The sequence below is a fragment of the Aliiroseovarius sp. S2029 genome (assembly GCF_023195575.1).
Taxonomy (GTDB): Bacteria; Pseudomonadota; Alphaproteobacteria; order Rhodobacterales; family Rhodobacteraceae; genus Aliiroseovarius; species Aliiroseovarius zhejiangensis.
Genome location: NZ_JALPQE010000001.1, coordinates 818,899 through 843,583, shown reverse-complemented (window position 1 = coordinate 843,583; position 24,685 = coordinate 818,899). Strand labels below are relative to the sequence as shown.

The following is a 24,685-nucleotide window of genomic DNA, read 5'->3' as shown; positions in this document are numbered from 1 at the left end:
CGGCGTGTCGCAGCCCTGTGCAATCACAGCAGGATCGCAAAGGCGAGAAACAGCACAGGGATCAGGCCGGTATTTCGGTTGGACCTGAACAGGTACAGGCAGTTCGCGGGATCATCCATTTTCAACTGCCGAAGCTGCCACATCATGTGCCAGCCCATAAACCATACACCCCCCAGTGCGACGGCCAGGGACAGGACATTTTCGCGCGGAACCAAGGCCAAAACAACGGCAAGGGCCATCAGACCGACCGTCAGCACCTGAAACAGAAAGAGCCATTTTCGGCTGTTGTCGCCAAACAGACGGGCGGTGGATTTGACCCCGATCAGCGCGTCGTCCTCGGTGTCCTGATGGGCATAGATGGTGTCATAAAACAGCGTCCAGGCGATACCTGCGACATAAAGCACCACCGCGGGCCACCCAAGGCTGCCGGAATGCGCGGTCCAGGCCAGAAGCGCGCCCCAGTTGAAGGCGATGCCCAGAAAGACCTGTGGCCACCATGTAAAGCGTTTGGCGAAGGGATAAATGGCGACCGGCACGAGCGAGACGATGCCCAGCAGGATCGTGGACATATTGAAAGTCAGAAGGATGCAAAACGCGATCAGCGCCTGTGCCGCCATCCAGATCACCGCCTGTCGCACCGTGACCTGACCAGAGGGGATGGGGCGGCTGCGTGTGCGGTCAACCTGTGCGTCAATATCGCGGTCGGTAATGTCGTTCCAGGTGCATCCCGCCCCCCGCATCAGCCAGGCACCGATGGCACAGCCTGCCATGATCCACACATCCATCCAACCGAACCGGCCGGTGACATTGGCCGCCAGCAATACGCCCCACCAGCAAGGCAGCAGCAGAAGCCATGTGCCGATGGGCCTGTCCGCGCGGCTTAGGCGCAGATAGGGGCGGCTCCAGGCCGGGGCGCGATGGTCCACCCAATTGCCGGTATAGGCGTCGGACACGCGTCCTTTTGGCTCTGGCATATCGGCGTTTTGGGTCATAGGTTTCCCTCATGAAACAGGCGAAAGTCAGGCTCTATGTAGATCACCCCTTGGCCGAGGGGCAAACCGTTTCGCTGTCCCGCGAACAGGCGCATTACCTTTTTGGGGTGATGCGCCTTGGTGAAGGCGATGTCGTGGCCCTGTTTAATGGCCGGGACGGAGAGTTCCCGGCAGAGATCATCGAGGCAGGCAAACGCAAGGGCGTGCTGGAATGTCAGGCCCAGTCGCGACCTTTGCATATGCCGCCTGATCTTTGGTTGTGTTTTGCGCCGATCAAGAAGGCGCGCACCGATTTCATCGTTGAGAAGGCGGCAGAGATGGGGGCGGCGCTGATCCAGCCGATGCAAACCGAGTTTACCAACTCCGAACGCATCCGCCGTGATCGCCTGCAAGCCCACGCCGTTGAAGCCGCCGAGCAATGCGGTGGAACCTATGTGCCCGAAGTCGTGGACCTGATGCGCATGGACAAGCTGCTGGACGCTTGGCCCGACGACCGCCAGATCATGTTTTGCGACGAAGCTCTGGTCGGCGCTGCCGAAACACTGACAACGGCCAGTGGGCATCGCTGGGCGATCTTTATCGGGCCTGAAGGCGGGTTTTCCGATCGGGAACGCGAACGCCTGCACGCGATGGACATTGCCCATCCCGTCAGCCTTGGCCCGCGTATCCTGCGTGCCGATACCGCAGCCGTTGCGGCGATGACCTTGTGGCAGCAGGTCTTGGGGGACTGGACGTGATCCGCATGGCGAAGCCGGGCGATGAGGCTGCAATTGATGCGTTTCTCGCTCCCTATTCCGAAAGCTCGATGTTCCTGAGGTCCAATCTGGCGCAATTTGGTATTGGTCCGGATAAGTCCGATGATCCGCGCGGGACAACCTTTTGGCTGATCGAAGATGGCCCCATTCGCGCCGTGTTCGGGCGAAGCAATGCAGGGTTTCTGATGGGCCAAGCGCCCGACAATCTCCCGTCGGATTGGCAGGCCTTTCGTGATGTGTTGCGTGGCGCAACGGTTGCAGGGATCACCGGCGCAACACCTCAGATTAAGACAGCACTGGATGTGCTGAATCTGCGCCGCGCACTCTTTTCGGTGATGCGCGACGAACCGCATTACAAGCTGGTGCTGCGCAATCTTAAGCACCCTGAGGGTGAAGCGCAGCTTCGCCCGGTCCAACCAGATGATTTCAACCTGCTGGTTGATTGGATCATCGACTATGACACCAGCGTTTTGGGTTCTCCGATGACTGACGAAACCCGCGACCGCGCCCGTGCGAATGCAGACGCTCATATGAACTCCGACAGCCACCGCATTCTGGAGGTTGACGGAACACCGGTCGCGAAAACAGCGTTCAACGCGGCATTGCCCGACATGGTGCAGATCGGTGGCGTTTACACGCCCCCGGAACACCGGTCGCACGGATATGCACGCACGGCGGTTGCGCTGCATCTGCTGGAAGCTCGCGACCGCGATGTTCAAACCGCGATCTTGTTTGCCAGCGGCCCGCCTGCGTGTCGCGCCTATGAAGCGATCGGTTTTCAAAAGATTGGCACCTATACGTTGGCGATCCTTGCGCAAACGCAGGTGATCGGAGCTGACGGATGAGCTTTGTGCGCCCGGAAGCGGGCGAAGCACTCGCCCGGTATCGCGAAGCCATGGTGGGCGTTGCGGTGATCCTTCTGGGCCTATGGTGGGCAATTGGCTCGTTGGGGTTGATCAAGTGGATTGGCCTGACGGTCGTCGCGTTCGGTATTGCAATCCTATGGTCGGGACTGCGTCACGCGCGTATTCGAGCGGGTCATGGCGGTGTGGGAGTGGTGCAGGTCGATGAACGCCAGATCACCTATCTGGCCCCCGTCGGCGGCGGTTTCGCATCGTTGGATGATGTTGGACGGATCGAGATTGCCACCGACCGTGCCGGCTTGGCGGTCTGGCGCTTTCGAACAGGCAATGAGATCTTGTTCATTCCCGTGCGCGCCGAAGGGGCCGAGGCGCTGTTTGACGCGCTGACCGCCTTGTCCGGCGCCAATATCGACGCAGCCATCCGTGCCGCCAACCAACCGCCCAATGACACCGTCGTGATCTGGCAACGCGGCGTCGCGAAGCTGCATTGACAGTTCCGGCCCGTTGGCTCACCACTGAACAACCCCAAAAGGCGCGCACACACGCAGGAGACGCCCATGTCCATCCCTCAGTCCGGCGGCGGACCGATCACCCACCAAGATCAACTGGCCCAATTTCTGGAAGACGGTTGCAAACCGCGTGATGCGTGGAAGATCGGGACCGAGCATGAGAAGTTCGGCTATTGTCAAGACACCCTGAACCCGCTGCCCTATGAAGGGCCGCGGTCCATTCTGGCGATGCTGGAAGGGCTGCGCGACCGCTTCAACTGGACCGAAGTGCGCGAGGCGGGCAATCTGATCGGCCTTGAACGCGACGGGGCCAACATCAGCCTTGAGCCGGGTGGGCAGTTCGAACTGTCCGGCGCGCCCTTGGACAGCATCCACCAGACCTGTGACGAAGTGAACGAACACCTGCGCGAAGTGAAAGAGGTCGCCGATGGGATCGGTGCACGCTTCATCGGGTTGGGCGCGGCGCCAGAATGGACGCATGACCAGATGCCAGTGATGCCCAAGGGGCGTTACAAACTGATGACCGACTATATGGACAAGGTCGGCACACACGGCAAACAGATGATGTATCGGACCTGCACGGTTCAGGTGAACCTCGACTTCGCGGACGAGGCCGACATGGTGCAGAAATTCCGTGTGGCGCTCGCCTTGCAACCCGTCGCCACGGCGCTGTTTGCCAATTCGCCTTTCTTCGAAGGCAAACCCAATGGCCACAAATCCTGGCGCTCGCGCATCTGGCGCGACCTGGACCCGGCGCGCACCGGGATGCTGCCGTTCGTGTTCGAGGACGGCATGGGGTTTGAGCGTTACGTGCAATACGCCCTCGATGTGCCGATGTATTTCGTCTATCGCGACGGCGAATACATCGACGCGCTGGGCCAGTCGTTCCGTGACTTCATGCAAGGAAAACTGCCCGCGCTGCCCGGCGAGACGCCGACGCTGTCCGATTGGGCCGACCATCTGACCACCATCTTCCCCGAGGCCCGCATCAAGCAATATATGGAGATGCGCGGCGCCGATGGTGGCCCGTGGCGCCGCCTGTGCGCCCTGCCTGCGTTCTGGGTCGGTTTGATGTATGACAAGAGCAGCCTTGATGCGGCATGGGATCTGGTGAAAAACCTTGACGCGGACACCCGCGAAGGGCTTCGGGTCGCCGCCTCGGTCAAAGGCCTGCAGGGCGAGGCTGGCGGCGTGAAACTGCTGGACCTCGCGCGTGAAGCGGTCAAAATCGCCGAAGCTGGCCTGAAAGCTCGCGCCCGCGCTGGAAACGCAGGGCTGGTGCCGGATGAGACCCACTTCCTGAACGCCCTTCAGGAAAGCGTCGAGGAAGGCCGCTCGCCCGCCTGTGAGCTGCTGGCGAAGTATGACGTTGAATGGAATGGCGATCTGAGCCGGATCTATGCCGAGTATAGCTACTGATCGCAGAAGGGGGCGCTGCCCCCGCCCGACGCTCCGTTGGAGCGCCGGCCTCCCCCGGGATATTTGAAACAAGAAAAGGCGCAACGGTTTGTTAACCCTCGCGCACTATGCTCAAGGGGCGGTACAGGCGGGGACGCCGATGACCGCACAAGGAAAAGCGCAAGCTTGAAAGAGAGGGCGACCCCCTCTCTTTTTCTTGTTTCAAGTATCCCCGCCGGAGGCTCCTCACATTGCCGCTTGCCTGACATAGGCGTTAAATCACTCGGGGGACAATGGGACGTGACAGGGGCTATGTGGAGTGCTAGCGATTCTCATCAGATGTGACGGGAGGGCGAAATGACACATATCCTGGCCATTGATCAGGGAACAACCTCGTCGCGGGCAATTCTGTTTGATCGTGACATGCAGCCAGTGCGCAGTGCGCAGCAGGAATTTCGACAGCATTATCCCGCATCGGGCTGGGTCGAGCATGACCCCGAAGAGATTTGGCAGACCGTGCGTGACACCTGTCGCGACGCCGCAGGCGAGGTAGAGGTTGCGGCCATTGGCATCACAAACCAGCGCGAGACGACGCTGGTCTGGGATCGAGCCACCGGAAAACCGGTTTGCAATGCGATTGTCTGGCAGGACCGACGCACGGCCGAGATCTGCGCCAGGCTGAAGGCAGATGGGCATGAGGCGCTTGTGACCGAACGCACGGGGTTGTTGCTGGATCCCTATTTCTCGGCCACGAAACTGGCCTGGATACTGGACAACATGGATGGCGCGCGTGCCCGTGCCGAAGCGGGCGAGCTTGCCTTCGGCACGGTCGATACGTTCCTGATCTGGCGATTGACCGGTGGCGCGCGCCATGTCACGGACGCGACCAATGCCGCGCGCACGATGCTATACGACATCAAGTCCGGCGCTTGGGATGAAGATATCTGCGACCTTTTGAACATCCCCATGTCCTTGCTGCCCGAGGTTCTGGATTGCGCCGCGGATTACGGCACCACCGACCTTCTGGGGGGGCAAGTCCCGATCATGGGCGTGGCAGGCGATCAGCAGGCGGCCACCATCGGGCAGGCGTGTTTCACGCCCGGCATGATGAAATCGACCTATGGCACCGGCTGCTTTGCGCTTTTGAACACCGGGGATGAACCTGTTGCCTCATCCAACCGATTGCTGACCACGATTGCCTATCAGTTGGGCGGCAAGACGACCTATGCGTTGGAAGGCTCGATCTTCATTGCGGGCGCGGCCGTGCAGTGGCTGCGCGACGGGTTGGGGCTCATCAGCGATGCAGCCCAAACGGGCGAGTTGGCCGCCAGCGCCGACCCAGAACAGGAGGTCATACTGGTCCCGGCTTTCACAGGCCTGGGTGCGCCCTATTGGGATGCGGACTGTCGTGGGGCGGTGTTCGGCCTGACGCGCGGGTCCGGCCCGAAAGAGTTTGCCCGCGCCGCCCTTGAAAGCGTCGGGTTCCAGACCCGTGACCTGCTGGATGCGATGCAGGCGGATATGGGTGCGCAGGCGAAAACGGTATTGCGCGTCGATGGTGGTATGGCGGCATCGGATTGGACCATGCAGTTCCTGGCCGACATCACAGGGGCGCCGGTTGATCGCCCGACCGTTCTGGAAACCACTGCGCTGGGCGCAGCGTGGCTGGCGGGTATGCAGGCGGGAATCTATCCCGACCAGAACGGGTTCGCCAAGCGCTGGGCATTGGACAAACGGTTCGAAGTCGGGATGGACGCAGCAACCCGCGACCGGCGCTATGCAGCGTGGCAGGATGCGGTGGGGCGGACGCTCAGCCGTCCTTAACCTGGGTCGAGCGGTAAATCCCCTCGGGCAGGTTCAGCGCGGCGGTCAGATCCCTGAGTTGCGCCAGCGACAGCGTGATCCGGTGCACCAGGTCCGTGCGCGAATCCCATTGTTCCAGCGTGACACAGTCGTCAAAGGCGTTGATCGTGACATCTTCGTTCAAATGCTCGCTACCTTCGTCCACAAGGGTGACGACAGTGGCATCAAATTCGTGCTCAATGGTAAACATGGGTCGAGTTTACGCGTTCAGACGCCAAAGGCCAGCGCCACGTTTGGCTGCGGGGCAAATCAGGGGGCAGCAAGTGCAGCAATTCAGCGGATTTCTGACGGACCGGGGATCGAAATATGCCGTGTCGGGCGGGCCGGTGGCGTCGCGCGGTGACGTAAAGTCCTTTTTGAAAGAGCTGACCCGTGACAAGCGCTTTGCCAAGGCCACGCACAACACCTGGGCGGCGATCCTGCCCGACGAAGGCCCGGTCAAGGGCGACGATGGAGAGGCCGGGGCGGGTCTGGTCATACTGCGGATGCTGGAACGCGAGGGGTTGCATGGGCATATCATCGTGGTCACGCGCTGGTTTGGTGGCACCAAGCTGGGTGGTGACCGCTTTCGCCGGGTGCAGGATTGCGTGGACCATTACCTTGCCAACACGCGACCGGAGGCGCAGGATTGATCAAATCTGAACTAAAACGCTGGTGGCAAAGGTGGAATTGGTCGTGGGCCGGATTGCGCATGGCCTGGAAATCGGAAAAATCGGTGCGGCAGTGGAGCGTCGTTTGCCTGCTGTCCTGCGGGCTTGCGCTGTGGCTTGATCTGACGGGGGCCGAGCGCGCCTTGCTGCTGGCGCTGTCGTTGCTGGTCGTCGCGTCCGAACTGATCAACACGGCCATTGAACGGACTGTCGATCTGATCACGACGGAAACGCACCCCCTGGCCGCGCAGGCCAAAGATGCCGCCAGCGCCTTTGTTGTACTGACCGCGATGGCGGGCGCTGTGGCGTGGTTGGCGATCCTGCTGGGCTGACGCCCTAGCTGCCGCTTTCCGCTTCCAGATGAAGCTTCATGTCGATCAGCACGTGCTGAAGTGCCAGTGTTTCGCGCAACAGGCGCTTGGCTTCGTTGATGGTGATCACGCCGTCTTCGATGGATTGCTGATATTCACCCATCAGCATCGCAAACCGCTGCGACAGGGCGATCACGTCTGAATTGACGCCCCCACCCTGGGTGTTCTTGCGCTCGGCATCATAAGACATGGTGATCCCGCGCAGCTCGGCCAGCGCGCCGGTAACGTGTGGATAGCGGGCGGCCTCTTCCAGCAGGGCCACTGCGTCGACGGGCATGAAGCGATCTGCGTGTTCGTCGCTGTCTGAATAATACCGTCCCAGCGTGGCTTTCGATTTGCCGGTAAGCTCGCAGGCGGCCTCAAGCCCGACATCCTTGACCAGAGCCTCGGTGTGCTTTTTCAGATAGCTGCCAATACTGTCCATGTTCGTCACCTCGTCGCGTCCGCATTAACTTGCGGGGAAAACCGCATTTCTTTTCCCATTAATCTGCGCGCAATGGAATGGCTTTATTGAACCGTGGCAAGTTGGTGAGTTTATCGAGTGCTTGGCGCAAGTCGCGCCAGCGCGCGGGAAGGGCCGTCATGTGTGTTATGACGGGGGTTCGGTCGGTTGATCGGATCAGTGCCTGCAGGGAAGCCGTAGTGAGTTTGAGGTCCGTTCCATCCCCAGGGTTTCGACCCGCAGACCTCGGTAACGAATTCGTCCCTGCGGCCCCCTTTTCGCCGCGACGCGGAGTGACGGTTGGTCTTGATTGCAGGGCCGCCGCCGCGTAATTCCGGTGCATGGCAAAACTCTATTTTCAGTATTCGACGATGAACGCAGGCAAATCGACCCTGCTTCTGCAGGCCAGCCATAACTATGGCGAACGCGGCATGCAGACCTATCTGATCACCGCACAGTTGGACAACAGGGCGGGCGAAGCGCGCATCGGCAGCCGTATCGGCATCGGGTCCGAGGCCGATACATTCACGGCGGGTGAAGACCTGTTTCAGAAGATCGGCGCGCGGTTACAAGCGGGGCCATGTGCCTGCGTATTCATCGACGAGGCGCAGTTTCTGGAACCCGATCAGGTTTGGCAACTGGCGCGTGTGGTCGATGACCTTGGCGTTCCGGTCATGTGCTATGGTCTGCGCGTCGATTTTCAGGGCAACCTGTTTCCCGGTTCGGCCGCGCTTCTGGCACTGGCCGATGAAATGCGCGAGGTGCGCACGATTTGCCATTGCGGCAAGAAGGCCACGATGGTTGTGCGCCAAGACGGGGAAGGCAACGTGATGACCGCAGGCGATCAGGTGCAGATCGGCGGGAACGAAAGCTATGTTTCGCTGTGTCGGCGACACTGGCGCGAGGCGGTGGGTGATCCCGTGAACGAGGCTTAGGTCAGACCGGGCTGATCAGCGGTTTGCCTGCGGCGAAGGCTTCCAGATTGTCCATTGCCAACATGCCCATCGCGGTGCGCACCTCAAGCGTGGCGGTGCCCAGATGGGGCAGCAACGTCACGTTTTCACGGGCGACAAGGGCGTCCGGCACTTTGGGTTCAAACTCGTACACATCCAGCCCCGCACCCGCGATTTGGCCCGTATCAAGCGCCGCGATCAGCGCGGCTTCGTCCACGATTTCACCGCGCGCGATGTTCACGAAGATGGCGTGGGACTGCATCGCAGCGAAGGTGTCTGCGCCGATCAGGTGCCGGGTATCTGCGCCGCCGGGGACCGCGATCACCAGTATATCGCAGGCGCGGGCCACGTCCTGAATGCTGTCCATCTGTTGCGCCGGGAAGGGCGGGGATTTGGGCGAGCGGTTGAAAAACACCACATCCATCCCGAAGCCATGGTGACAACGGGCGGCGATGGCTTCGCCGATCCGGCCCATGCCGATGATGCCCACGGTCTTGCCTGTGACGTGCAAGCCCAGCATCTGCGTCGGGTGCCACCCCTTCCATCGGCCTGCACGCACCATCCGTTCGCCTTCGCCAGCACGCCGGGCGGTCATCAGGATCAGGGTCATGGCGGTGTCGGCGGTGGCATCTGTGACGGCGCCGGGCGTGTTTGAGACTGCGATGCCATGCGCACGGGCGGCGTCCACGTCGATATGATTGTAGCCCACGCCGAAATTGGCCAACAGTTTGGCGCGGATGTCGCCTGCGGCCGTAAACACATCTGCGGAATAAAAATCCCCTAGCGTCGGCAACACCAGATCGAAGTCGCGCAGGCTTGTCACCATCTCGTCCTGCGACATGGATGTGGTGTCGGTGCGCAGAGTCACGTCGAACCCCGCACGGGCACGATCAATCACGGTGTCGGGCAGGGGGCGCGAAATGAAAAGCCGCATCAGTACATCCTTGCGCCATTGGGCACGGTTTTGTCGGGGGTCAGCAGCACGATATCCTCGTTCTCGTCAGGCAGGCCCAGCACCAGAACCTCGCTCATCACCGGGCCGATCTGGCGGGGGGGGAAGTTGACGACGGCCAGAACCTCTTTCCCCACCAGCGTTTCCGGCGCGTAATGCGCCGTGATCTGGGCCGAGCTTTTCTTTTCGCCCAACTCCGGCCCGAAATCGACCCACAGCTTGATGGCGGGCTTGCGTGCCTCGGGGAACGGTTCGGCGCGCGTGATGGTGCCTTTGCGAATGTCCACTTTCAGGAAATCATCGAAACTCAGATCACCCATTGGCAAGCTCCTTTGAACGGTTGACCGCGGCGGCGACGGCGCGGTTCAGAAGGGCGGGGAAGCCGTCTTTTTCATCCATCAACACCTCAAGCGCGGCGGCGGTCGTGCCGCCGGGGCTGGTCACGTTGACCCGCAACTGTGCGGGGTCATCATCCGCCTGCATCGCCAGCGCGCCCGCGCCCGCCACGGTCGCCTTGGCAAGCTGCATGGCAAGATCGGGCGACAGCCCCTGCGCCACACCGGCTGCGGCCAGCGTTTCGATCAGGTGAAAGACATAGGCCGGGCCGGAACCGGACACACCCGTGACCGCGTCCATCTGGTGTTCCCCGTCCAGCCGCACTACCTGCCCGACGGCCGACAGAAGCGTCTCGGCCATGTTCAGATGTGCCGCTGTGGCGTGGCGATTGCCGCAGATTGCCGTGATGCCGCGCGCGATGGCCGCGGGGGTGTTGGGCATGGCGCGAACAATTGGGGTCTGATCGCCCAGCATAGCTTCGTAGGTCGCAATCGCGGTGCCCGCTGCGACCGACAGAAACAGCGTGTCGCCGTTGCCGTATTCGGCCAGCGTCGGCAGCGCATCGGCCATCATCTGCGGCTTTACCGCCACCAGAACGATGGCCGGGGCGTCGGGAAGTGTTGTGTTCAGTTGAACGCCTGTTTCCGACAGCCAATCGGATGGGTAGGGATCATTCACCCAGACCGATGTCGGGGACAACCCCTGCGCCAGCCAGCCTTCCAGCATCGCCGATCCCATCTTGCCACAGCCCAGAAGCACGAGGCCGCGCGCCTCAAGCTCGTTCATGTGTCCGTCGCTCATGTCGGGTCCTCCTTTGTTGCCGCCATGGATAGCGCGCGGATCGGGCAACGGGCCAGCGAAAAAGCCCGACCGAAGCCGAGCCTTTCAGAACGTGTCATATGGCCGGATCAGGCCCGGCCATAAGCCTCGGCAATGGCGACCTGCAGCGCGTCGTCCACGCTGCGATCCGCCCAGCACACCAGTTGGAAGGCGGGATAGAAGCGTTCCGAGGTCGCCACCGCGCTTGAAATCAGCTGGTCGATCTGCTGCGGACTGGCAGTTTGCCCCCCGTTCAACGCAAGGCCATAGCGATAGACCATCAGCCGTTGTTCGTGCCAGTAGGTGAAGGCCCCGGTCCAGCACATGTCGTTGGTGCGGTTCAGCGCATCATAAAGCCGGGGCAGGCTGTGTTCCGGCGGCTCCATCTCGAACGTGCAGATCAGACGCAGGGTTTCGTCATAGGGCGACCAGGCCAGCGTGATCGAATAGGTGCGCCATTGTCCTTCGACCGCCATCGCGATCTGGTCGTCCGCCACGCGGTCGAACTCCCACGCGTGATGTTCGGCGATGCTTTCGACAATGTCGATCGGGTGAAGATCGTCGCTTTCGATGAACTGCTCGGTGGCGGACATTTTCTTGTCCTTCCCTTTGTTGGCTTTGCGGCAGGGGCAGGTGGTCGGATTGGCGCCACATGCAGCCACTAAAGCTTGATGCCTGTACTAGGTTCGGCGTTCTGCGCGCCTTGCCCTTACTAGATATGGTGTCAGGTCGCCTTACGCCTGTAAAGACAAACTTTCGCCTGTGAAGCAGTTGTCCACAGAAAACGATTGTTTCTCCACAGGTTAATTGGGTCGGGCTGGTCGCGCGGAAGAAAGCCTGCGCGCCGCCCTCTGCTTGACGTTGCCCCCCGGAACCCCCAACTTGCCGCGAAAGATCAGAGGTCAGGAGTCACAGGTGTCCAAACACACAGCCCCGTTTTCACGGTTCGAGTGGCAGATCGCCTGGCGATACCTGCGGGCGCGCCGCGCCGATGGGGGCGTCAGCACGATGACCTGGATCAGCCTGATCGGCATCACGCTGGCGGTCGCCGCCCTGATCATCACACTGGCGGTGCGCACCGGGTTTCGTGACGAGTTTGTCGACACGATCCTTGGGGCCAATGCCCATGTCGAGGTGTTCGCCCAAAGCTATGTGAACGAGAACGGGCAGGTTGAACGGACGATCACCGATTTCGATGGCTGGGCAGACCGCATCGCCCAAGTGCCCGGCGTGATACGCGCCGCGCCCCTGATCAAAGGGCAGGTGATGGCGAATGCCGGTCAGAATAACGCAGGGGTCGAGGTGTTCGGCATCTCCTATGAGGATTTGCTCGCCATCCCGCGCGTGGCCAAGCCCGAAAGTTTTGTCGGTGACATCACAGCGTTTGAGCAAGGCATTGCCATCGGATCGGGCGTGGCGGCCGAGCTTGGCATCGGGCTGGGGGACAAGATCAAGATCATCTCGCCCAACGGAGTGAAGACCGCTTTTGGCACCAGCCCGCGGGTGAATGCCTATGACGTGACCTATATTTTCACCGCCGGGCGCTGGGACATTGACCGCACCCGCGTCTATCTGCCTTTTGCCGAGGCGCAGAGTTTCTTCAACCGCGAAGGGGCCGCCGATCAGATCGAGGTGATTGTCGAAGACCCCGAACGCGTGGACCGGTTGATCGAGGATATTCTGACAGCAACGGAAGAACCGTCCTCCTATTGGACGTGGCGCGACCGCTCTGGTGCGTTTTTGCGCGCGCTGGATATGGAGGACAATGTCATGTTCATCATCCTGTCGGTGCTGGTTCTGATCGCGTCGATGAACATCACCTCGGGCCTGATCATGCTGGTGAAGAACAAGGGGCGGGACATCGGCATTCTGCGCACCATGGGCCTGACCGAAGGGTCGATCCTGAGGGTGTTTTTCCTGTGTGGGTCGCTGACGGGGATCGTCGGCACCATCGCGGGGGTCATCCTTGGGTGCCTTTTTGCGATCAACATCGACGCGATCTTTTCGGCTGTGAATTACATTGCCGGGGGCGGGGTGTGGGATCCGTCAATCCGCGGCATCTATCGCCTGCCCGCGAAGCTGGAGTTCTGGGATGTGGCGTCCGCAGTGGGCCTGTCGCTGACCCTGTCCTTTCTTGTCACCCTGTTTCCGGCACGCAAAGCGGCCCGGATGAACCCGGTCGAGGCGCTGCGCTATGAGTAATCCCGTTCTGCACCTGTCAGGCATCGAAAAGACCTATAACGAAGGCACGCCCGGCGAAATCCGCGTGCTGCGTGGGGCTGACCTTCAGATCGCGCGCGGCGAGGTGGTCGCGCTGGTCGCGCCCTCTGGCTCGGGCAAATCGACGCTTCTGCATATCGCGGGTCTGCTGGACACTGCCGATGCAGGGCAGGTGGCGATCAACGGGCAGGATATGGGGGCGCTGTCGGACCGCAGACGCACCGCTGCGCGTCGCAATCAGGTCGGGTTCATCTATCAGTTCCACCACCTGTTGCCGGAGTTCACCGCCCTGGAAAACATCGTCCTGCCGCAACTGGCCAATGGCGTGGGCGACAAAGCCGCCCGCGATCATGCGATGGAGTTGATGGCGCGCGTGGGTGTCGACACCCGCGCCACCCACCGGCCCGCAGAACTGTCAGGCGGCGAACAGCAACGCGTCGCCTTCTGCCGCGCGCTGGCGAACCGCCCCGCGCTTTTGCTGGCGGATGAACCCACCGGCAACCTTGACCCCGACACGGCAGATACGGTGTTCAACGCGTTGATGGAGCTTGTGCGCGACACCGGGTTGTCGGCCCTGATCGCCACCCACAACCTTGAGCTTGCCGCACGGATGGATCGGACCCTGCGGCTGGATGCAGGCGTGATCGTCTGACCGCTCGCGATCCCTGACATTCGCGTGACGCGTCACACAGAGCCATTGCGCCACGCAACCCTTCTGGCAAACTCCTCTCTTGTCACCAGAGGATCGGAGTGCCTCATGCGTCTTCTGACGATCACCACGCTTTTCGCAGCCCTGCTATGTGTGCAGGCGGCGACCGCCGGGCCGGTCGGGTTTGGCGACTGGCGGCAACACTGGTTTGCCCGGTTTGCCGATGTGGATTTCACCTATTCCAACAAGGCGCTGAGCGTTCAGGCCAATGGCGCCGTGTCGATCACCTACAAGTTGCTGGACCAACAGTATTGGGACACCAAGGCGGCGCAATGGCGCTGGTCCGTCGACAACACCGTACCCGCAACCGATCTGCGCCAGAAGGGCGGGGATGACCGCAACCTTGCGCTTTATTTCGCCTTTCTTCCCGAAGCCGAGGCGCAGCGCGTGAAGGGCACGCGCAACCTACGCCGCCTGTTGAAAAATCCCGAGGGGCGGGTGCTGGTCTATGTCTGGGGCGGCGATCACGGGCGCGGGGCGGTGTTGCCGTCGCCATATCTGGGCGCGCGTGGCAAAACCGTGGTGCTGCGGCCATCCGGCACGGGTGGGCACGCCGAAAACGTCGATCTGGCCGCCGACTATCGCCGCGCTTTCGGCACCGATCCCGGTGCGCTGGTCGCGCTGGCCGTGTCGTCCGACAGCGACGACACAGACACTATCGCACGCGGGCAGATCACGGATCTTGTGCTGAAATAGGCGGAATGCAGCGGCTTGGCTTCCTGTTCCGGTTGAACCTGCCGGAGGGCGTGATAGTGTTGCGTAACCCCTTTGAAAAGCTGCGAGGTTCCATGCTGCGCACCGCCCTGATCATCCCTGCCCTAACCCTGACGCTTGCCGCCTGCGAGCCGGAGGGGCTGTTCACCGCAAACACCGATAAGGTTGACGTGACGGACGAAACCGGCGCGCAGATTTTTGCGGAAAACTGCGCCTCCTGCCACGGGGACGATGCCAAGGGCGGCGCAATGGCGGGGGCCCCCGACCTGACCACCCTGACCGCCCGCCACGGCGGCAAATTCCCCGCGCGCTATGTCATGTCGACCATCGACGGCTACGCCCAAGGCAGCCACCGTGGCCCGATGCCCGAATTCGGCGCCTATCTGGAAAGCGAAATGGAGGTCTGGGTGGACGAAAAAGGCGTCCAGACCCCGACGCCGGGGGCCTTGGTGCGGCTGGCGGAGTATTTGGAGAGTGTGCAGGGGTAGAAGCTGACGCTACCGTTTTGCACGGTCGATAGACCGGGCAGCGCCCGACCCTCCCCACGGGAGGGCGCTTTTGCGACGTGGCTTCATGCCGAACGGGTGCGGTGGTGGTGAGCGGGTGGCTCACGAGAGGGTATTGGGCGCCCACCCAGGGTCGGGCGCTGCCCTTTCACTAAGTTAAAAAACTCAAACTGATTTCCGAATAGTCCAATCGCCCGTAGATTGCTTTTTGTTGGGATCCAAATCGCGCGACATAGTAAGTTCTGTTATTTGGTCGTTGCCCACACGACGAAACACCCGAACGATCAAGTCAAGCTCCATATAGTTAACAAACTTATCCTTGTCCTTGTCAGATGAGAACAATATGCCCTCCGGTTTCCCATCATCTGAACAAACAAAGGCGAAAATAAAGGAGTGCACTATTTGGTTGCAGGCGTAGTACAGTTCTTTCTCAACTGTGTGAGATGTTTCGAAATCGTAAAATCGATACAAGTCATGCCAGTTCATCAAATTTGGTTTGTTGACAGGATCAGATGGCGCGAACACGCTTCGATGTCTTGTCATAGAAACGACTTGGGCTTCTGTCTCTTTGGTTAGCTTTGTCTTCGCGTCGATTAGTTTCCGTATTGCGAAAAAACTAGTCATCAAGGCATACTCAGCCGCACCAGCCAAAGCCTCGGGTGGTTCTGCCGTCCTAGAATACGCCTCTATCAGATTAGCTGCTTCTAACAGTGGGTCTTTCCAGTAGGAGCTTTCCCAAATCATCCCTCAAACATCCAACTCCTCCACGAACCGCGCGTTTTCCTGAATATACTGGAACCGCAATTCCGGCTTCTTGCCCATCAACTGCTCAACCAAGGCTGCCGTTTCGCCCGGTTCATCTTCGTCAATCGTGACGCGGATCAGTTTGCGGGACGCCGGGTCCATCGTGGTTTCTTTCAGGTCTTTCGCGTCCATCTCGCCCAGACCCTTGAAGCGGCTGACGTCGATCTTGCCTTTGCCGCCCAGACCTTTTTCCAGCCACGCGTCGCGTTCGGCCTCGTCGATGCAGTAAACCCGCTTGGCCCCTTGGGTCAGGCGAAACAGCGGCGGGCAGGCCAGATAGAGGTGGCCCGCGTCGATCATCGGGCGCATCTGGGTGAAGAAGAACGTCATCAGAAGCGACGCGATATGCGCGCCGTCCACATCCGCGTCGGTCATGATGATGATCTTGTCATAGCGCAGGTCATCGACGTTGAACTTGGTGCCCAGCCCGACCCCCAGCGCCTGTGTCAGGTCGCTGATTTCCGCATTGGTGCCCAGTTTCGAGGACGCCGCACCCAGCACGTTCAGGATCTTGCCGCGCAGGGGCAAAAGCGCCTGCGTCTTGCGGTCGCGCGCCATCTTGGCCGAGCCGCCGGCGCTGTCGCCCTCGACAATGAACAGTTCGGTCCCTTCGCGGTTGGTGGCAGAGCAATCGACCAGCTTGCCGGGCAGGCGCAGCTTCTTGGTGGCGGTCTTGCGGGCGGTTTCCTTTTCCTGCTTGCGGCGCAGACGTTCCTCGGCGCGCAGGACAAGGAAATCAAGGATTGCGCCCGCGGATTTCGTGTCCGCCGCGAGCCAGTTGTCAAAATGGTCGCGCACGGATTGTTCGACCATCTTGTTGGCGTTTTCGGTTGACAGGCGGTCCTTGGTCTGGCCGACGAAGGACGGATCGGCGATGAAACACGACACCAGCGCGCAGCCGCCCGTCATCAGGTCATCGCGGGTGATGTTGGCGCCCTTCTTGTTGCCCACCAGCTCTCCATACGCCTTGATGCCTTTCAGGATCGCGGCCCAGAAGCCGGTGACATGGGTGCCGCCCTCGGGCGTCGGCACGGTGTTGCAATAGGACTGGATGTAGCCATCGCGCGACGGCGTCCAGTTGATCGCCCATTCGACATAGCCGGGCTCATTGAAGCGTTCGCGAAACTCGACCTTTCCGGCAAAGGGTTGGTCGGCATAGACCGACGCGCCACCCAACGTTTCCTTAAGGTAATCGGATAGGCCGCCGGGGAAGTGGAACGTCGCCTCGGTTGGGGTTTCGCCATCGTCGATGGCCGATTTCCAGCGGATTTCGACGCCTGAGAACAGATAGGCCTTGGAGCGCACCATCGTGAACAGGCGTTTCGGTTTGAACCGGTGGTGGCCGAAAATCTCTTCATCCGCGTGAAACGTCACGTCGGTGCCGCGCCGGTTGGGGGCCGCGCCGATCTTTTCGACCGGGCCAAGCGGGATGCCGCGCGAAAACCGTTGTTCGAACAGCTCCTTGTTCTTGGCGACCTGCACGACCATCGTATCCGACAGGGCGTTCACCACCGACGAACCCACGCCATGCAGGCCGCCCGAGGTTTGGTACGCCTTGCCGGAAAACTTGCCGCCCGCATGCAGGGTGCACAGGATCACCTCCAGCGCGGATTTGTCCGGGAACTTGGGGTGCGGGTCAATCGGAATGCCGCGCCCATTGTCGCGGACTGTCACGGCATAATCCGCGTGCAGCTCAACCTCAATCCGGGTGGCGTGGCCCGCGACGGCTTCGTCCATCGAGTTGTCGAGAATCTCGGCCACCATGTGATGCAGCGCGCGTTCATCGGTGCCGCCGATATACATGCCCGGGCGTTGGCGTACAGGTTCAAGACCTTCCAGCACCTCGATCGAGGAGGCATCATAGGTATCCTGGCCCTGGCTGGCCAATAGGTCGTTGCTCATGGATGTATCGCCCTGCATGCTGCTTTGCTTTGCTGTTTGCCATAGTATGACAGAGCGCCCCGACAGGGAAAAGGCCGGGCGCACCGCTTGATGGAAAGAAACGCCGGTTTTTCCGGCACCGGGGAAAGGAAACGCAGGTGGGCGAGCAGTCAAAAGGCCGGCGGGGTGATCGTGGCAACATGCTGGAGCCAGCCGATTGGCAGGCTTTTCGCGGTCAGATGCATGATCTGCTGGACCGTTGCCTTGACCGAATGGCGGGGGCCGAAGATCACCCGTGGCAAGCCCCGCCTGACGGGCTGCAGGAGGCCTATGCGATCGGGCAAGGAGGCGATCTGGTGGCGCGTCTGGCAGACGAGGTCATGCCGTATCACAGTGGCAACACCCACCCGCAATTCTGGGGCTGGGTGCAGGGCAGCGGGCTGCCGTCGGATCTGATGGCCGGGCTGGTGGGGGCAGCGATGAACGCCAATGTTGGCGGGCGGCACCATGGTGCAAACGCGATGGAGGCGGCCGTGATCGACTGGACGCGGCGCAAGATGGGGATGGGCGACGCGGCCAGTGGGGTTCTGGTCACCGGCACGTCGCAGGCAACGGTCCTGTGCTTGCAGGCAGCCCGCGTGCGCGCCGTTCCGGATCTGCGCGCCAAAGGTGCCACGGCCCCGATGACGGTTTACGCCGTGGACGGGGTGCATAACGCAACGCGCAAGGCGGTCGAACTGTTGGGGCTTGGGCATGAGGCATTGCGTCTGATCCCCACTGGCGAAGGCGTGCTGGATGTGCAGGCCTTGCGGGCTGCAATCGACAGGGATCGCGCAAAAGGCATCCTGCCGCTTGCCATCGTTGCCACCGCTGGGTCGGTCGATCTGGGCCAGTTTGATGACCTGAACGCGCTTGCTGATCTGGCGCAGACGCAGGGTATCTGGCTGCATGTTGACGGTGCCTTCGGGGCGTGGACGCGGTTGGCGGGCAATCCGTGGTCCGCTCTGACCGACGGGATCGGGCGGGCAGACAGCATTGCATTGGATTTTCACAAATGGATGTATGTCGGATACGACGTCGGTCTGGCCCTGATCGCGGACGAGGCCGACCACCGCGCCGCCTTCGCCATCCGCCCGCCATATCTGCAACGGTCAAAGGACGGGCTGTCGCGTGGGGATCGCTGGTTCTGCGATTATGGCATCGACCTGTCGCGCGGCAATCGGGCGCTGAAAGTCTGGTGTGCGCTGGAAATGTTCGGGGAAGAGGCCTTTGCCGCGGCAATCACCCGCAATTGCAAACAGGCGGCGCTGCTGGGGGAGTTGGTTGAGGCACAGGGAATGGCGCTTATGGCGCCGGTCGTCTCGAATATCTGCGTATTCACGGCACGCCCTGATCTGTCGGAGCAGGACCAGTCGAGCCTGAACCGCCAGATCGCCACCACGCTGCAACTGGATCAGCGCGCGGTCTTTTCGACCACCGAACTGGGCGGGGTCACCTGCCTGCGCGCGGCCTTCACCAACCACCGGACGCGCGATCACCACATTCGCGCAGCGGTTCAGGATGTGGTGGCGCTGGCCCGTCGCGGGATGTTGCCGACAGCCGATTGACTGCCCCGATGAGAGGGGCAGTCACGTGTTTTGTCCAACGTGATCAGCTATAAAGCGCGGGCTCGCCCATCCGCTGGTGAATGGCATTGGCGGTGCGGGCATCTATGCCCAGTGCCTGGCCCAGCTCGTGCAGGTATTTCGCCTCGGCCTGGCTGTCCAGATCCAGGCCGACCAGCGACATGGCATAGACCTGTGCCTCCATCCCGCGCGGCACGTCGCGCACAAGCCCGTCCACGCTGACCGGACGGCGGAAGGCGTCGTTCACGACCTCTGCCTCGTCCGGAGAGATGTCGCCCAGATGCTGCATCAGCGCGTCTTTTTCGCGTTCGTCGATGCGTCCGTCACATTTGGCAGCCTGCACGATGGCCCGCAGCAGAACGGCAGCCTGATCTTCCTGTTCCTTGGTCGGGGTCGATTGCGGGGCGCCGCCATGTTGAAACGCGTCGTTCAGCACGTCCCCCAACGAGCCGGGGGCAGGGCTGGCAGGTCCCCGTTCAGGTTCGCCGCCGCCCGACAGGCTTTCCAGCAAGCCCCCCAAACCGCCCCCTGCCGTGCCACCGCCTGCGCGTGCGCCGCCCAGCATCCCGCCAAGCATTTCCATCAGGTCGCCACCCGGACCCGCCGCGCCGCGCCCCGATTGTGACCCGGTTCCGGGGTTCACCAGACCGCCCAGAATATCCGACAACCCGCCGCCCGAACCTTGCCCCGAACTTTGCGACGTGCGCGCCGACCCGCCGGTCAGGTTTTCCAACAAATCCCCCAGACCACCTTCGGGGGAATGATCGCTGCCAAAGATGCTGCCGCTGCCCGGATTGGATGCGGGGCGTTGTCGGGCCGCGCCTTTGCTCATGCTCGAGACACCCTTGGCGATGGCCGCGCCAAGGGCCATTTTGGCCAGCGTTCCTACAAGACTCATGTTCGTACCTCCCAGATCTGATCTGTTCTGAGACTAGGCCCGCAACATCGTTGAGATAAGGGGAAACATGGGGGAAGAGCGTCACAAAAGACCCTGCACGCCGGGAAAAACTGCCGATTCACGACTGGCTGAACGGATCGTCCGGATAGGTTACACCTGCCAGATACAACCCCTCGGGCGGGCACACAGGGCCACAGGCGGCCCGGTTGCGCGCATCAAGGGCGCGGCGCACGTCCCCGGGCGCCCACGCACCTGCGCCCACCCGCTCCAGCGTGCCGACGAAGCTGCGCACCTGGTTATGCAGAAAGGACCGAGCGCGCACGTGAAAGCGGTATTCGACGCCATTCGGATTCTCGATTTCTTCAATCCGCAGTTCATCCAGTGTCTTGACCGGGCTGTCGGCCTGACAGATTGACGACCGGAAGGTGGTGAAGTCATGCCGACCCAGCAAATGATCCGCCCCGGCCTGCATGGCATCGGCGTCAAGCGGGTGCTTGATATGCCATGCCAACCCCCGTTCGTGCGTCAGCGGCGCGCGTCGGGAAATCAGCCGAAACAGATAGCGCCGCTCGGTCGCCGAGAAGCGGGCGTGGAACTCATCGGTCACTTGCGCACAGTCAACGATCGCGACGCGCTGATCCTTCAGGTGATAGTTCAGCGCCTCGGACAGGCGAAACGGCGCCCAATCCTTGACCAAGTCGCAATGTGCCACCTGCGCAAGCCCGTGCACACCGGCGTCGGTGCGCCCCGCCGCCGCGATGGTGTGATCGCCCGGTTGCAGCTTGGCCAGGGCCGTTTCGATGGCCCCTTGCACCGAAGGGTGATCCTTCTGGCGCTGCCATCCGGCGAACCCGGCCCCGTGATATTCGATCTTCAGTGCAAATCTTGGCATGGCTTTCCGCATACCGCGCGGTGGGGATGCGGGCAAGGCATGTCGCCGGGGGGAAGTCGCAATGAAACCTCCCCTCTGGCACAGAGCATCCCGGGCACATATGTTCAGGTGAACGAAAGACGGAGGCACCCGTGGGGCTTGGCGATATCGCAGACAGCATCACCCGACAGATCGAGGCCATAGGCGACGCCACCAGCGAGGCGTTGTTCGAACCGGTGATCCGGCTGGGTGTCACGGGCCTGTCGCGCGCAGGCAAGACTGTGTTCATCACGTCGCTCGTGGCAAACCTGATGAATCGTGGGCGTATGTCCGGGCTGCTGGCCGCGTCCGAAGGGCGTATCCAGACGGCGTTCCTGCAACCGCAGCCCGATGACACCGTGCCCCGCTTTGACTTTGAAACGCATCTGGCCGCGATGACGGGGCCAACGCCGCACTGGCCAGCATCGACCCGCGCCACGTCCGAACTGCGCCTGTCTTTCCGGGTGCAACCCTCGGGCCTCTTGGGCGGCTTGCGCGGCCCGCGCACCGTGCATCTGGACATCGTGGATTATCCCGGTGAATGGCTTTTGGACCTGTCACTGCTTGATCTCAGCTACAGCGACTGGGCCGGGCAGGTGCTGGACCGGATTGCCGACCGCCCCGAGGCAGCAGGCTATCTGGGGATGCTGCAGGGCATCGACGCCGCCGCCCCGCTGGACGAAATGGAGGCAAAGCGCCTTGCCGGTGGGTTCGCGGGCTATCTGAGCGCTGCGCGCGAGGCCGGATACAGCGACTGCACACCCGGCCGGTTCCTTTTGCCCGGCGATCTGGAAGGCAGCCCGGTCCTGACCTTTGCCCCCATCCTGCAACCCGGATCGACGCCCCGCAAAAGCCTGTGGCGCGAGATGGAGCGGCGCTTTGAAGCCTACAAGTCCCGCGTGGTGAAACCGTTTTTCCGCGACCACTTTGCCAAGATCGACCGGCAGGTTGTGTTGGTTGACGTGCTGGGGGCGATCCATTCCGGCCCCGCAGCACTTGAGGATCTGCGCCGCGCCATGGCTGAGATCCTGACCGCCTTTCGCCCCGGCGCGAATGCGTTCCTCAGCTCGATCTTTCTGGGGCGACGGGTCGAGCGGATCCTGTTTGCCGCCACCAAGGCTGACCACCTGCATCACAGCCAACACCCGCGCCTGACCGCAATCACCGCGGCGCTTTTGCGCGAAGCGCGCGACCGGGCGGATTTTGCAGGCGCCAAGACCGCTGCCATGTCCATCGCCGCCCTTCGCACAACCGTGGAAGAGCGGATGGAGCATGATGGGCGAACGCTGGATTGCGTGCGCGGACGGCTTCTGGACAGCGGAAAGACGGCTGCGTTCTATCCGGGTGATCTGCCGGACGATCCCGCGCGCCTGCTGTCGCCCGCCCGAAACGGAGCCGAGGCGTGGCTGGATGCGGATTACGAGGTCATGCGTTTTGCCCCGGCGGTCGTGTCGCTGAAACCCGGCGAGGGACCGCCGCATATCCGGCTGGACAAGGCTGCCGAGTTCCTGATCGGGGATCGGCTATGAAGATCCTGCTCGCAACCCCGGCAGATGCCCCGGCCATTGCCAACATCCTGACCGGATGGAATGCGGCGACTCCGTGGATGCCGCGCGTCCATTCCCGTCGTTCGGAAAAGGGTTTTGCGCGCCTGCTGGTGGATCGTGGCTGGACCATCGTGGCGCAAGACCGGGGCCGGGTCGTCGGCTTTCTGTCGCGCGACGGGGACGAGGTGCACGCGCTATATCTGATCCCCGCCGCGCGGGGCCAGGGGATCGGAAAAGCCTTGTTGGATGATGCCAAAGCAGCGGTTCCACGATTGTCGCTCTACACGTTTCAAGCCAATGCAGGGGCTTGCCGGTTTTACCGACGCGAAGGCTTTACCGAGGCGTTCCGCACCGACGGAGCAGGCAATGACGAACACCTTCCAGACATCCGCTTTTGTTGGAGAGCCGCCTGATGCGCACACCAAAGACGCCCAAATCCGGACCCGTGCTGATCGAGCTGGACGACACGCAGACGATTTCGCCAGCGGACGCCCCCCCAGTGCCCGAGGTCGCCGCGGTGGACGCCACCGGGGCTGCGATGCAGGGCGCGATCAGCTTCGCGGGGCGCAAACGCTCGCGTCTGGCGCGCTGGTTCTGGTCGCTTCTGATGGCGATCATGGGATTTGTGTTGTCCGTAGCGGCGTATGACTTCGTCACCGGCCTGATCGCCCGCCAACCCGTGTTGGGCTATGCTGCTTTGGGGTTGGTGGCCGCTTTCATACTGGTTCTGCTGGTCATTGCGCTGAAAGAATGGGTGGCCTTTGCCCGTTTGCGCCGTGTCGATACGCTGCACCACGCGGCTGAATCGGCCATGATGCACAATGACCTGACCGAAGCGCGCGGCGTGGTCGACAAGCTCAAACAGCTTTATCGCGGGCGCGACGACACACGCTGGGGGTTGGAGCGTTTGGCCGAACGCGAAGCCGACACCTTCGACGTGGATGCGTTGTTCGCAGTGACGGAACGCGAGCTTCTGGCCCCGCTTGACGCCGCCGCGATCAAAGAGGTCGAGGCCGCCGCCCGTCAGGTCGCGATGGTTACGGCCATCGTGCCGATTGCGCTTGCAGATGTCGTCACCGCCCTGACCGCCAATATCCGAATGATCCGTCGTATCGCGGAAATATATGGTGGCCGGTCCGGCGTGTTGGGCGGCTGGCGCCTGACCCGCGCGGTGATGGCGCATCTTGTCGCTACAGGGGCCGTGGCCGTCGGCGATGATATGATCGGGTCGCTGGCCGGGGGCGGGATGCTGTCCAAGCTCAGCCGCCGGTTTGGCGAAGGTGTGGTGAACGGCGCGCTCACCGCCCGCGTTGGCGTCGCCGCGCTCGAAGTCTGCCGCCCGCTGCCCTTCGGGCCGAAAAAACGCCCCAGCGTGTCCGGCATCGTGAAACGCGCATTGACTGGGCTGTTCGGAAGCTGAGCGTCTGATCCGGGCGGGTCAGCCCAGTTTTGGCACGTGCTGCGCTGGACGTGACAGGTCCTCGACACCCATCCGCAACCCACGCCCGATCCGATGGGCCAGCATGATCCATGCGCGCGCCGTATCCGGAGGCAGCAACTCTGTTGTGACCTCTTCGAACAAGGCCAGCCACGGGTCGAAATGCGCTGGTTTTACATCGCCTGCTTGCATATGCACCCGCATCGGATTGCCGTCGTAACCGGGTTCCCGCAGGATGGCCCCACGCCAAAACCGTGAAATCAGGGCGATATGCGCGGCCCATTCATCGTCCGTAACGCCCACGTGACCGTTGAAAACGGGGCCAAGCTCGGGATGCTGCCGGATCCGCGCATAAAACACGGCCAGAACCCGGTCGATCTGTGCCGGAGTGATGTCGAAAAGCCTGAGTGGATTTGGCTTCGAAGCAGTCTGTGACATTGTGCGCCCTCTTTTCCGAGTAAAATACTCGACAAACGCAAGGCGGCCAAGGGGTGCGGCAAGGACAAAACAGCACAGGTCGACAGGCCACC

General features: G+C 61.9%; 28 protein-coding genes. 16 read left to right on the top strand and 12 right to left on the bottom strand.

Annotation, left to right across the window (positions count from 1 at the left end; genetic code table 11):
• Positions 1–23: 23 nt before the first annotated feature.
• A complete protein-coding gene (ubiA, locus tag MUY21_RS04175) occupies positions 24–992 on the bottom strand; it encodes a 4-hydroxybenzoate octaprenyltransferase (RefSeq protein WP_248409098.1) in 969 nt (322 codons plus the stop codon).
• Between the two features lie 11 nt (positions 993–1,003).
• On the opposite strand from ubiA, the gene MUY21_RS04170 reads away from it, so the two are divergent.
• From MUY21_RS04170 to glpK, 5 genes are all read left to right on the top strand, one after another.
• The gene (locus tag MUY21_RS04170) at positions 1,004–1,729 is read left to right on the top strand and encodes a 16S rRNA (uracil(1498)-N(3))-methyltransferase (protein WP_248409097.1); all 726 of its coding nucleotides are present in this window, start codon (positions 1,004–1,006) and stop codon (positions 1,727–1,729) included.
• On the top strand, positions 1,699–2,592 hold the full coding sequence (locus tag MUY21_RS16140) for a GNAT family N-acetyltransferase (RefSeq protein WP_248409096.1): 894 nt from the start codon (positions 1,699–1,701) through the stop codon (positions 2,590–2,592). Before MUY21_RS04170 ends, MUY21_RS16140 begins: the two co-directional genes overlap by 31 nt.
• The gene (locus tag MUY21_RS04160; protein WP_248409095.1) at positions 2,589–3,101 is read left to right on the top strand and encodes a hypothetical protein; all 513 of its coding nucleotides are present in this window, start codon (positions 2,589–2,591) and stop codon (positions 3,099–3,101) included. Before MUY21_RS16140 ends, MUY21_RS04160 begins: the two co-directional genes overlap by 4 nt.
• A gap of 66 nt (positions 3,102–3,167) precedes the next feature.
• Entirely contained in the window at positions 3,168–4,538 is a 1,371-nt protein-coding gene (locus MUY21_RS04155; RefSeq protein ID WP_248409094.1) for a glutamate--cysteine ligase, read from the top strand.
• 336 nt (positions 4,539–4,874) lie between these two features.
• Positions 4,875–6,341 (top strand): glycerol kinase GlpK, encoded by a 1,467-nt coding sequence (glpK, locus tag MUY21_RS04150; protein WP_248409093.1) that lies wholly within the window; start codon positions 4,875–4,877, stop codon positions 6,339–6,341.
• Here the strand turns inward: glpK and MUY21_RS04145 are convergent.
• Entirely contained in the window at positions 6,328–6,570 is a 243-nt protein-coding gene (locus MUY21_RS04145) for a hypothetical protein (RefSeq protein WP_191286574.1), read from the bottom strand. The two genes, glpK and MUY21_RS04145, sit on opposite strands and share 14 nt — an antisense overlap.
• A gap of 73 nt (positions 6,571–6,643) precedes the next feature.
• Here MUY21_RS04145 and MUY21_RS04140 point away from each other — a divergent pair, with 73 nt between their 5' ends.
• Both MUY21_RS04140 and MUY21_RS04135 read left to right on the top strand, forming a co-directional pair.
• Complete coding sequence (locus MUY21_RS04140; protein ID WP_248409092.1) at positions 6,644–7,012, top strand: YigZ family protein; 369 nt, start codon at positions 6,644–6,646, stop codon at positions 7,010–7,012.
• A complete protein-coding gene (locus tag MUY21_RS04135) occupies positions 6,964–7,362 on the top strand; it encodes a diacylglycerol kinase (protein WP_282568915.1) in 399 nt (132 codons plus the stop codon). The genes MUY21_RS04140 and MUY21_RS04135 overlap by 49 nt, the downstream gene beginning before the upstream one ends.
• Before the next feature lie 4 nt (positions 7,363–7,366).
• On the opposite strand, the gene MUY21_RS04130 is transcribed toward MUY21_RS04135, so the two are convergent.
• Entirely contained in the window at positions 7,367–7,825 is a 459-nt protein-coding gene (locus MUY21_RS04130; RefSeq protein ID WP_191286571.1) for a hypothetical protein, read from the bottom strand.
• Between the two features lie 359 nt (positions 7,826–8,184).
• On the opposite strand from MUY21_RS04130, the gene MUY21_RS04125 reads away from it, so the two are divergent.
• Positions 8,185–8,778 carry a thymidine kinase gene (locus MUY21_RS04125; protein ID WP_248409091.1) on the top strand — a complete coding sequence of 198 codons (594 nt, stop codon included), beginning with the start codon at positions 8,185–8,187 and terminating at the stop codon, positions 8,776–8,778.
• 1 nt (position 8,779) lies between these two features.
• Here MUY21_RS04125 and MUY21_RS04120 read toward each other — a convergent pair whose 3' ends face one another.
• From MUY21_RS04120 to MUY21_RS04105, 4 genes are all read right to left on the bottom strand, one after another.
• Positions 8,780–9,730 (bottom strand): D-glycerate dehydrogenase, encoded by a 951-nt coding sequence (locus MUY21_RS04120; RefSeq protein ID WP_248409090.1) that lies wholly within the window; start codon positions 9,728–9,730, stop codon positions 8,780–8,782.
• Positions 9,730–10,068 (bottom strand): tRNA-binding protein, encoded by a 339-nt coding sequence (locus MUY21_RS04115; protein ID WP_191286568.1) that lies wholly within the window; start codon positions 10,066–10,068, stop codon positions 9,730–9,732. Before MUY21_RS04115 ends, MUY21_RS04120 begins: the two co-directional genes overlap by 1 nt.
• Positions 10,061–10,885: a pyrroline-5-carboxylate reductase gene (gene proC, locus MUY21_RS04110; RefSeq protein ID WP_248409089.1), complete on the bottom strand. Its 825-nt coding sequence runs from the start codon at positions 10,883–10,885 to the stop codon at positions 10,061–10,063. The genes MUY21_RS04115 and proC overlap by 8 nt, the downstream gene beginning before the upstream one ends.
• A 107-nt stretch (positions 10,886–10,992) precedes the next feature.
• On the bottom strand, positions 10,993–11,496 hold the full coding sequence (locus MUY21_RS04105; RefSeq protein WP_191286566.1) for a YbjN domain-containing protein: 504 nt from the start codon (positions 11,494–11,496) through the stop codon (positions 10,993–10,995).
• A 322-nt stretch (positions 11,497–11,818) separates the two neighbouring features.
• On the opposite strand from MUY21_RS04105, the gene MUY21_RS04100 reads away from it, so the two are divergent.
• From MUY21_RS04100 to MUY21_RS04085, 4 genes are all read left to right on the top strand, one after another.
• Positions 11,819–13,105 (top strand): lipoprotein-releasing ABC transporter permease subunit, encoded by a 1,287-nt coding sequence (locus MUY21_RS04100; RefSeq protein ID WP_248409088.1) that lies wholly within the window; start codon positions 11,819–11,821, stop codon positions 13,103–13,105.
• Complete coding sequence (locus MUY21_RS04095; RefSeq protein ID WP_248409087.1) at positions 13,098–13,775, top strand: ABC transporter ATP-binding protein; 678 nt, start codon at positions 13,098–13,100, stop codon at positions 13,773–13,775. Before MUY21_RS04100 ends, MUY21_RS04095 begins: the two co-directional genes overlap by 8 nt.
• A gap of 105 nt (positions 13,776–13,880) precedes the next feature.
• Positions 13,881–14,528 carry a DUF3047 domain-containing protein gene (locus MUY21_RS04090; RefSeq protein WP_248409086.1) on the top strand — a complete coding sequence of 216 codons (648 nt, stop codon included), beginning with the start codon at positions 13,881–13,883 and terminating at the stop codon, positions 14,526–14,528.
• A gap of 5 nt (positions 14,529–14,533) precedes the next feature.
• On the top strand, positions 14,534–15,034 hold the full coding sequence (locus tag MUY21_RS04085) for a cytochrome c (protein ID WP_248409085.1): 501 nt from the start codon (positions 14,534–14,536) through the stop codon (positions 15,032–15,034).
• A gap of 183 nt (positions 15,035–15,217) precedes the next feature.
• Here MUY21_RS04085 and MUY21_RS04080 read toward each other — a convergent pair whose 3' ends face one another.
• Complete coding sequence (locus tag MUY21_RS04080; protein WP_248409084.1) at positions 15,218–15,796, bottom strand: hypothetical protein; 579 nt, start codon at positions 15,794–15,796, stop codon at positions 15,218–15,220.
• A gap of 3 nt (positions 15,797–15,799) precedes the next feature.
• Positions 15,800–17,758, bottom strand: coding sequence for a DNA topoisomerase IV subunit B (parE, locus tag MUY21_RS04075; RefSeq protein WP_248409083.1), 1,959 nt, complete (start codon positions 17,756–17,758; stop codon positions 15,800–15,802).
• Positions 17,759–17,895: 137 nt separating this feature from the next.
• On the opposite strand from parE, the gene MUY21_RS04070 reads away from it, so the two are divergent.
• Positions 17,896–19,344: a pyridoxal-dependent decarboxylase gene (locus MUY21_RS04070; protein ID WP_248409082.1), complete on the top strand. Its 1,449-nt coding sequence runs from the start codon at positions 17,896–17,898 to the stop codon at positions 19,342–19,344.
• Positions 19,345–19,387: 43 nt separating this feature from the next.
• Here the strand turns inward: MUY21_RS04070 and MUY21_RS04065 are convergent, their stop codons facing one another.
• Together MUY21_RS04065 and truA are read right to left on the bottom strand one after the other, a co-directional pair.
• Positions 19,388–20,260: a DUF533 domain-containing protein gene (locus tag MUY21_RS04065; protein ID WP_248409081.1), complete on the bottom strand. Its 873-nt coding sequence runs from the start codon at positions 20,258–20,260 to the stop codon at positions 19,388–19,390.
• A gap of 118 nt (positions 20,261–20,378) precedes the next feature.
• Entirely contained in the window at positions 20,379–21,152 is a 774-nt protein-coding gene (truA, locus tag MUY21_RS04060) for a tRNA pseudouridine(38-40) synthase TruA (RefSeq protein ID WP_248409080.1), read from the bottom strand.
• 131 nt (positions 21,153–21,283) lie between these two features.
• Between truA and MUY21_RS04055 the strand changes: the two genes are divergently transcribed.
• The 3 genes from MUY21_RS04055 to MUY21_RS04045 are packed head-to-tail and all read left to right on the top strand — an operon-like array spanning position 21,284 to position 24,137.
• Positions 21,284–22,699, top strand: coding sequence for a YcjX family protein (locus tag MUY21_RS04055; RefSeq protein WP_248409079.1), 1,416 nt, complete (start codon positions 21,284–21,286; stop codon positions 22,697–22,699).
• Complete coding sequence (locus tag MUY21_RS04050) at positions 22,696–23,130, top strand: GNAT family N-acetyltransferase (protein ID WP_248409078.1); 435 nt, start codon at positions 22,696–22,698, stop codon at positions 23,128–23,130. The genes MUY21_RS04055 and MUY21_RS04050 overlap by 4 nt, the downstream gene beginning before the upstream one ends.
• The gene (locus MUY21_RS04045; protein WP_248409077.1) at positions 23,130–24,137 is read left to right on the top strand and encodes a TIGR01620 family protein; all 1,008 of its coding nucleotides are present in this window, start codon (positions 23,130–23,132) and stop codon (positions 24,135–24,137) included. The genes MUY21_RS04050 and MUY21_RS04045 overlap by 1 nt, the downstream gene beginning before the upstream one ends.
• An 18-nt stretch (positions 24,138–24,155) precedes the next feature.
• Here the strand turns inward: MUY21_RS04045 and MUY21_RS04040 are convergent, their stop codons facing one another.
• A complete protein-coding gene (locus MUY21_RS04040; RefSeq protein WP_248409076.1) occupies positions 24,156–24,593 on the bottom strand; it encodes a group III truncated hemoglobin in 438 nt (145 codons plus the stop codon).
• Positions 24,594–24,685 lie beyond the last annotated feature (92 nt).

What these genes read in the sequence shown, in the direction of transcription:
- ubiA (WP_248409098.1), bottom strand. Translation starts at nt 992, where the DNA reads ATGACCCAAAACGCCGATATGCCAGAGCCAAAAGGACGCGTGTCCGAC.
- MUY21_RS04170 (WP_248409097.1), top strand. Translation starts at nt 1,004, where the DNA reads ATGAAACAGGCGAAAGTCAGGCTCTATGTAGATCACCCCTTGGCCGAG.
- MUY21_RS04160 (WP_248409095.1), top strand. Translation starts at nt 2,589, where the DNA reads ATGAGCTTTGTGCGCCCGGAAGCGGGCGAAGCACTCGCCCGGTATCGC.
- MUY21_RS04155 (WP_248409094.1), top strand. Translation starts at nt 3,168, where the DNA reads ATGTCCATCCCTCAGTCCGGCGGCGGACCGATCACCCACCAAGATCAA.
- glpK (WP_248409093.1), top strand. Translation starts at nt 4,875, where the DNA reads ATGACACATATCCTGGCCATTGATCAGGGAACAACCTCGTCGCGGGCA.
- MUY21_RS04145 (WP_191286574.1), bottom strand. Translation starts at nt 6,570, where the DNA reads ATGTTTACCATTGAGCACGAATTTGATGCCACTGTCGTCACCCTTGTG.
- MUY21_RS04130 (WP_191286571.1), bottom strand. Translation starts at nt 7,825, where the DNA reads ATGGACAGTATTGGCAGCTATCTGAAAAAGCACACCGAGGCTCTGGTC.
- MUY21_RS04125 (WP_248409091.1), top strand. Translation starts at nt 8,185, where the DNA reads ATGGCAAAACTCTATTTTCAGTATTCGACGATGAACGCAGGCAAATCG.
- MUY21_RS04120 (WP_248409090.1), bottom strand. Translation starts at nt 9,730, where the DNA reads ATGCGGCTTTTCATTTCGCGCCCCCTGCCCGACACCGTGATTGATCGT.
- MUY21_RS04115 (WP_191286568.1), bottom strand. Translation starts at nt 10,068, where the DNA reads ATGGGTGATCTGAGTTTCGATGATTTCCTGAAAGTGGACATTCGCAAA.
- proC (WP_248409089.1), bottom strand. Translation starts at nt 10,885, where the DNA reads ATGAGCGACGGACACATGAACGAGCTTGAGGCGCGCGGCCTCGTGCTT.
- MUY21_RS04105 (WP_191286566.1), bottom strand. Translation starts at nt 11,496, where the DNA reads ATGTCCGCCACCGAGCAGTTCATCGAAAGCGACGATCTTCACCCGATC.
- MUY21_RS04095 (WP_248409087.1), top strand. Translation starts at nt 13,098, where the DNA reads ATGAGTAATCCCGTTCTGCACCTGTCAGGCATCGAAAAGACCTATAAC.
- MUY21_RS04090 (WP_248409086.1), top strand. Translation starts at nt 13,881, where the DNA reads ATGCGTCTTCTGACGATCACCACGCTTTTCGCAGCCCTGCTATGTGTG.
- MUY21_RS04085 (WP_248409085.1), top strand. Translation starts at nt 14,534, where the DNA reads ATGCAGCGGCTTGGCTTCCTGTTCCGGTTGAACCTGCCGGAGGGCGTG.
- MUY21_RS04080 (WP_248409084.1), bottom strand. Translation starts at nt 15,796, where the DNA reads ATGATTTGGGAAAGCTCCTACTGGAAAGACCCACTGTTAGAAGCAGCT.
- parE (WP_248409083.1), bottom strand. Translation starts at nt 17,758, where the DNA reads ATGAGCAACGACCTATTGGCCAGCCAGGGCCAGGATACCTATGATGCC.
- MUY21_RS04065 (WP_248409081.1), bottom strand. Translation starts at nt 20,260, where the DNA reads ATGAGTCTTGTAGGAACGCTGGCCAAAATGGCCCTTGGCGCGGCCATC.
- truA (WP_248409080.1), bottom strand. Translation starts at nt 21,152, where the DNA reads ATGCCAAGATTTGCACTGAAGATCGAATATCACGGGGCCGGGTTCGCC.
- MUY21_RS04050 (WP_248409078.1), top strand. Translation starts at nt 22,696, where the DNA reads ATGAAGATCCTGCTCGCAACCCCGGCAGATGCCCCGGCCATTGCCAAC.
- MUY21_RS04045 (WP_248409077.1), top strand. Translation starts at nt 23,130, where the DNA reads ATGCGCACACCAAAGACGCCCAAATCCGGACCCGTGCTGATCGAGCTG.
- MUY21_RS04040 (WP_248409076.1), bottom strand. Translation starts at nt 24,593, where the DNA reads ATGTCACAGACTGCTTCGAAGCCAAATCCACTCAGGCTTTTCGACATC.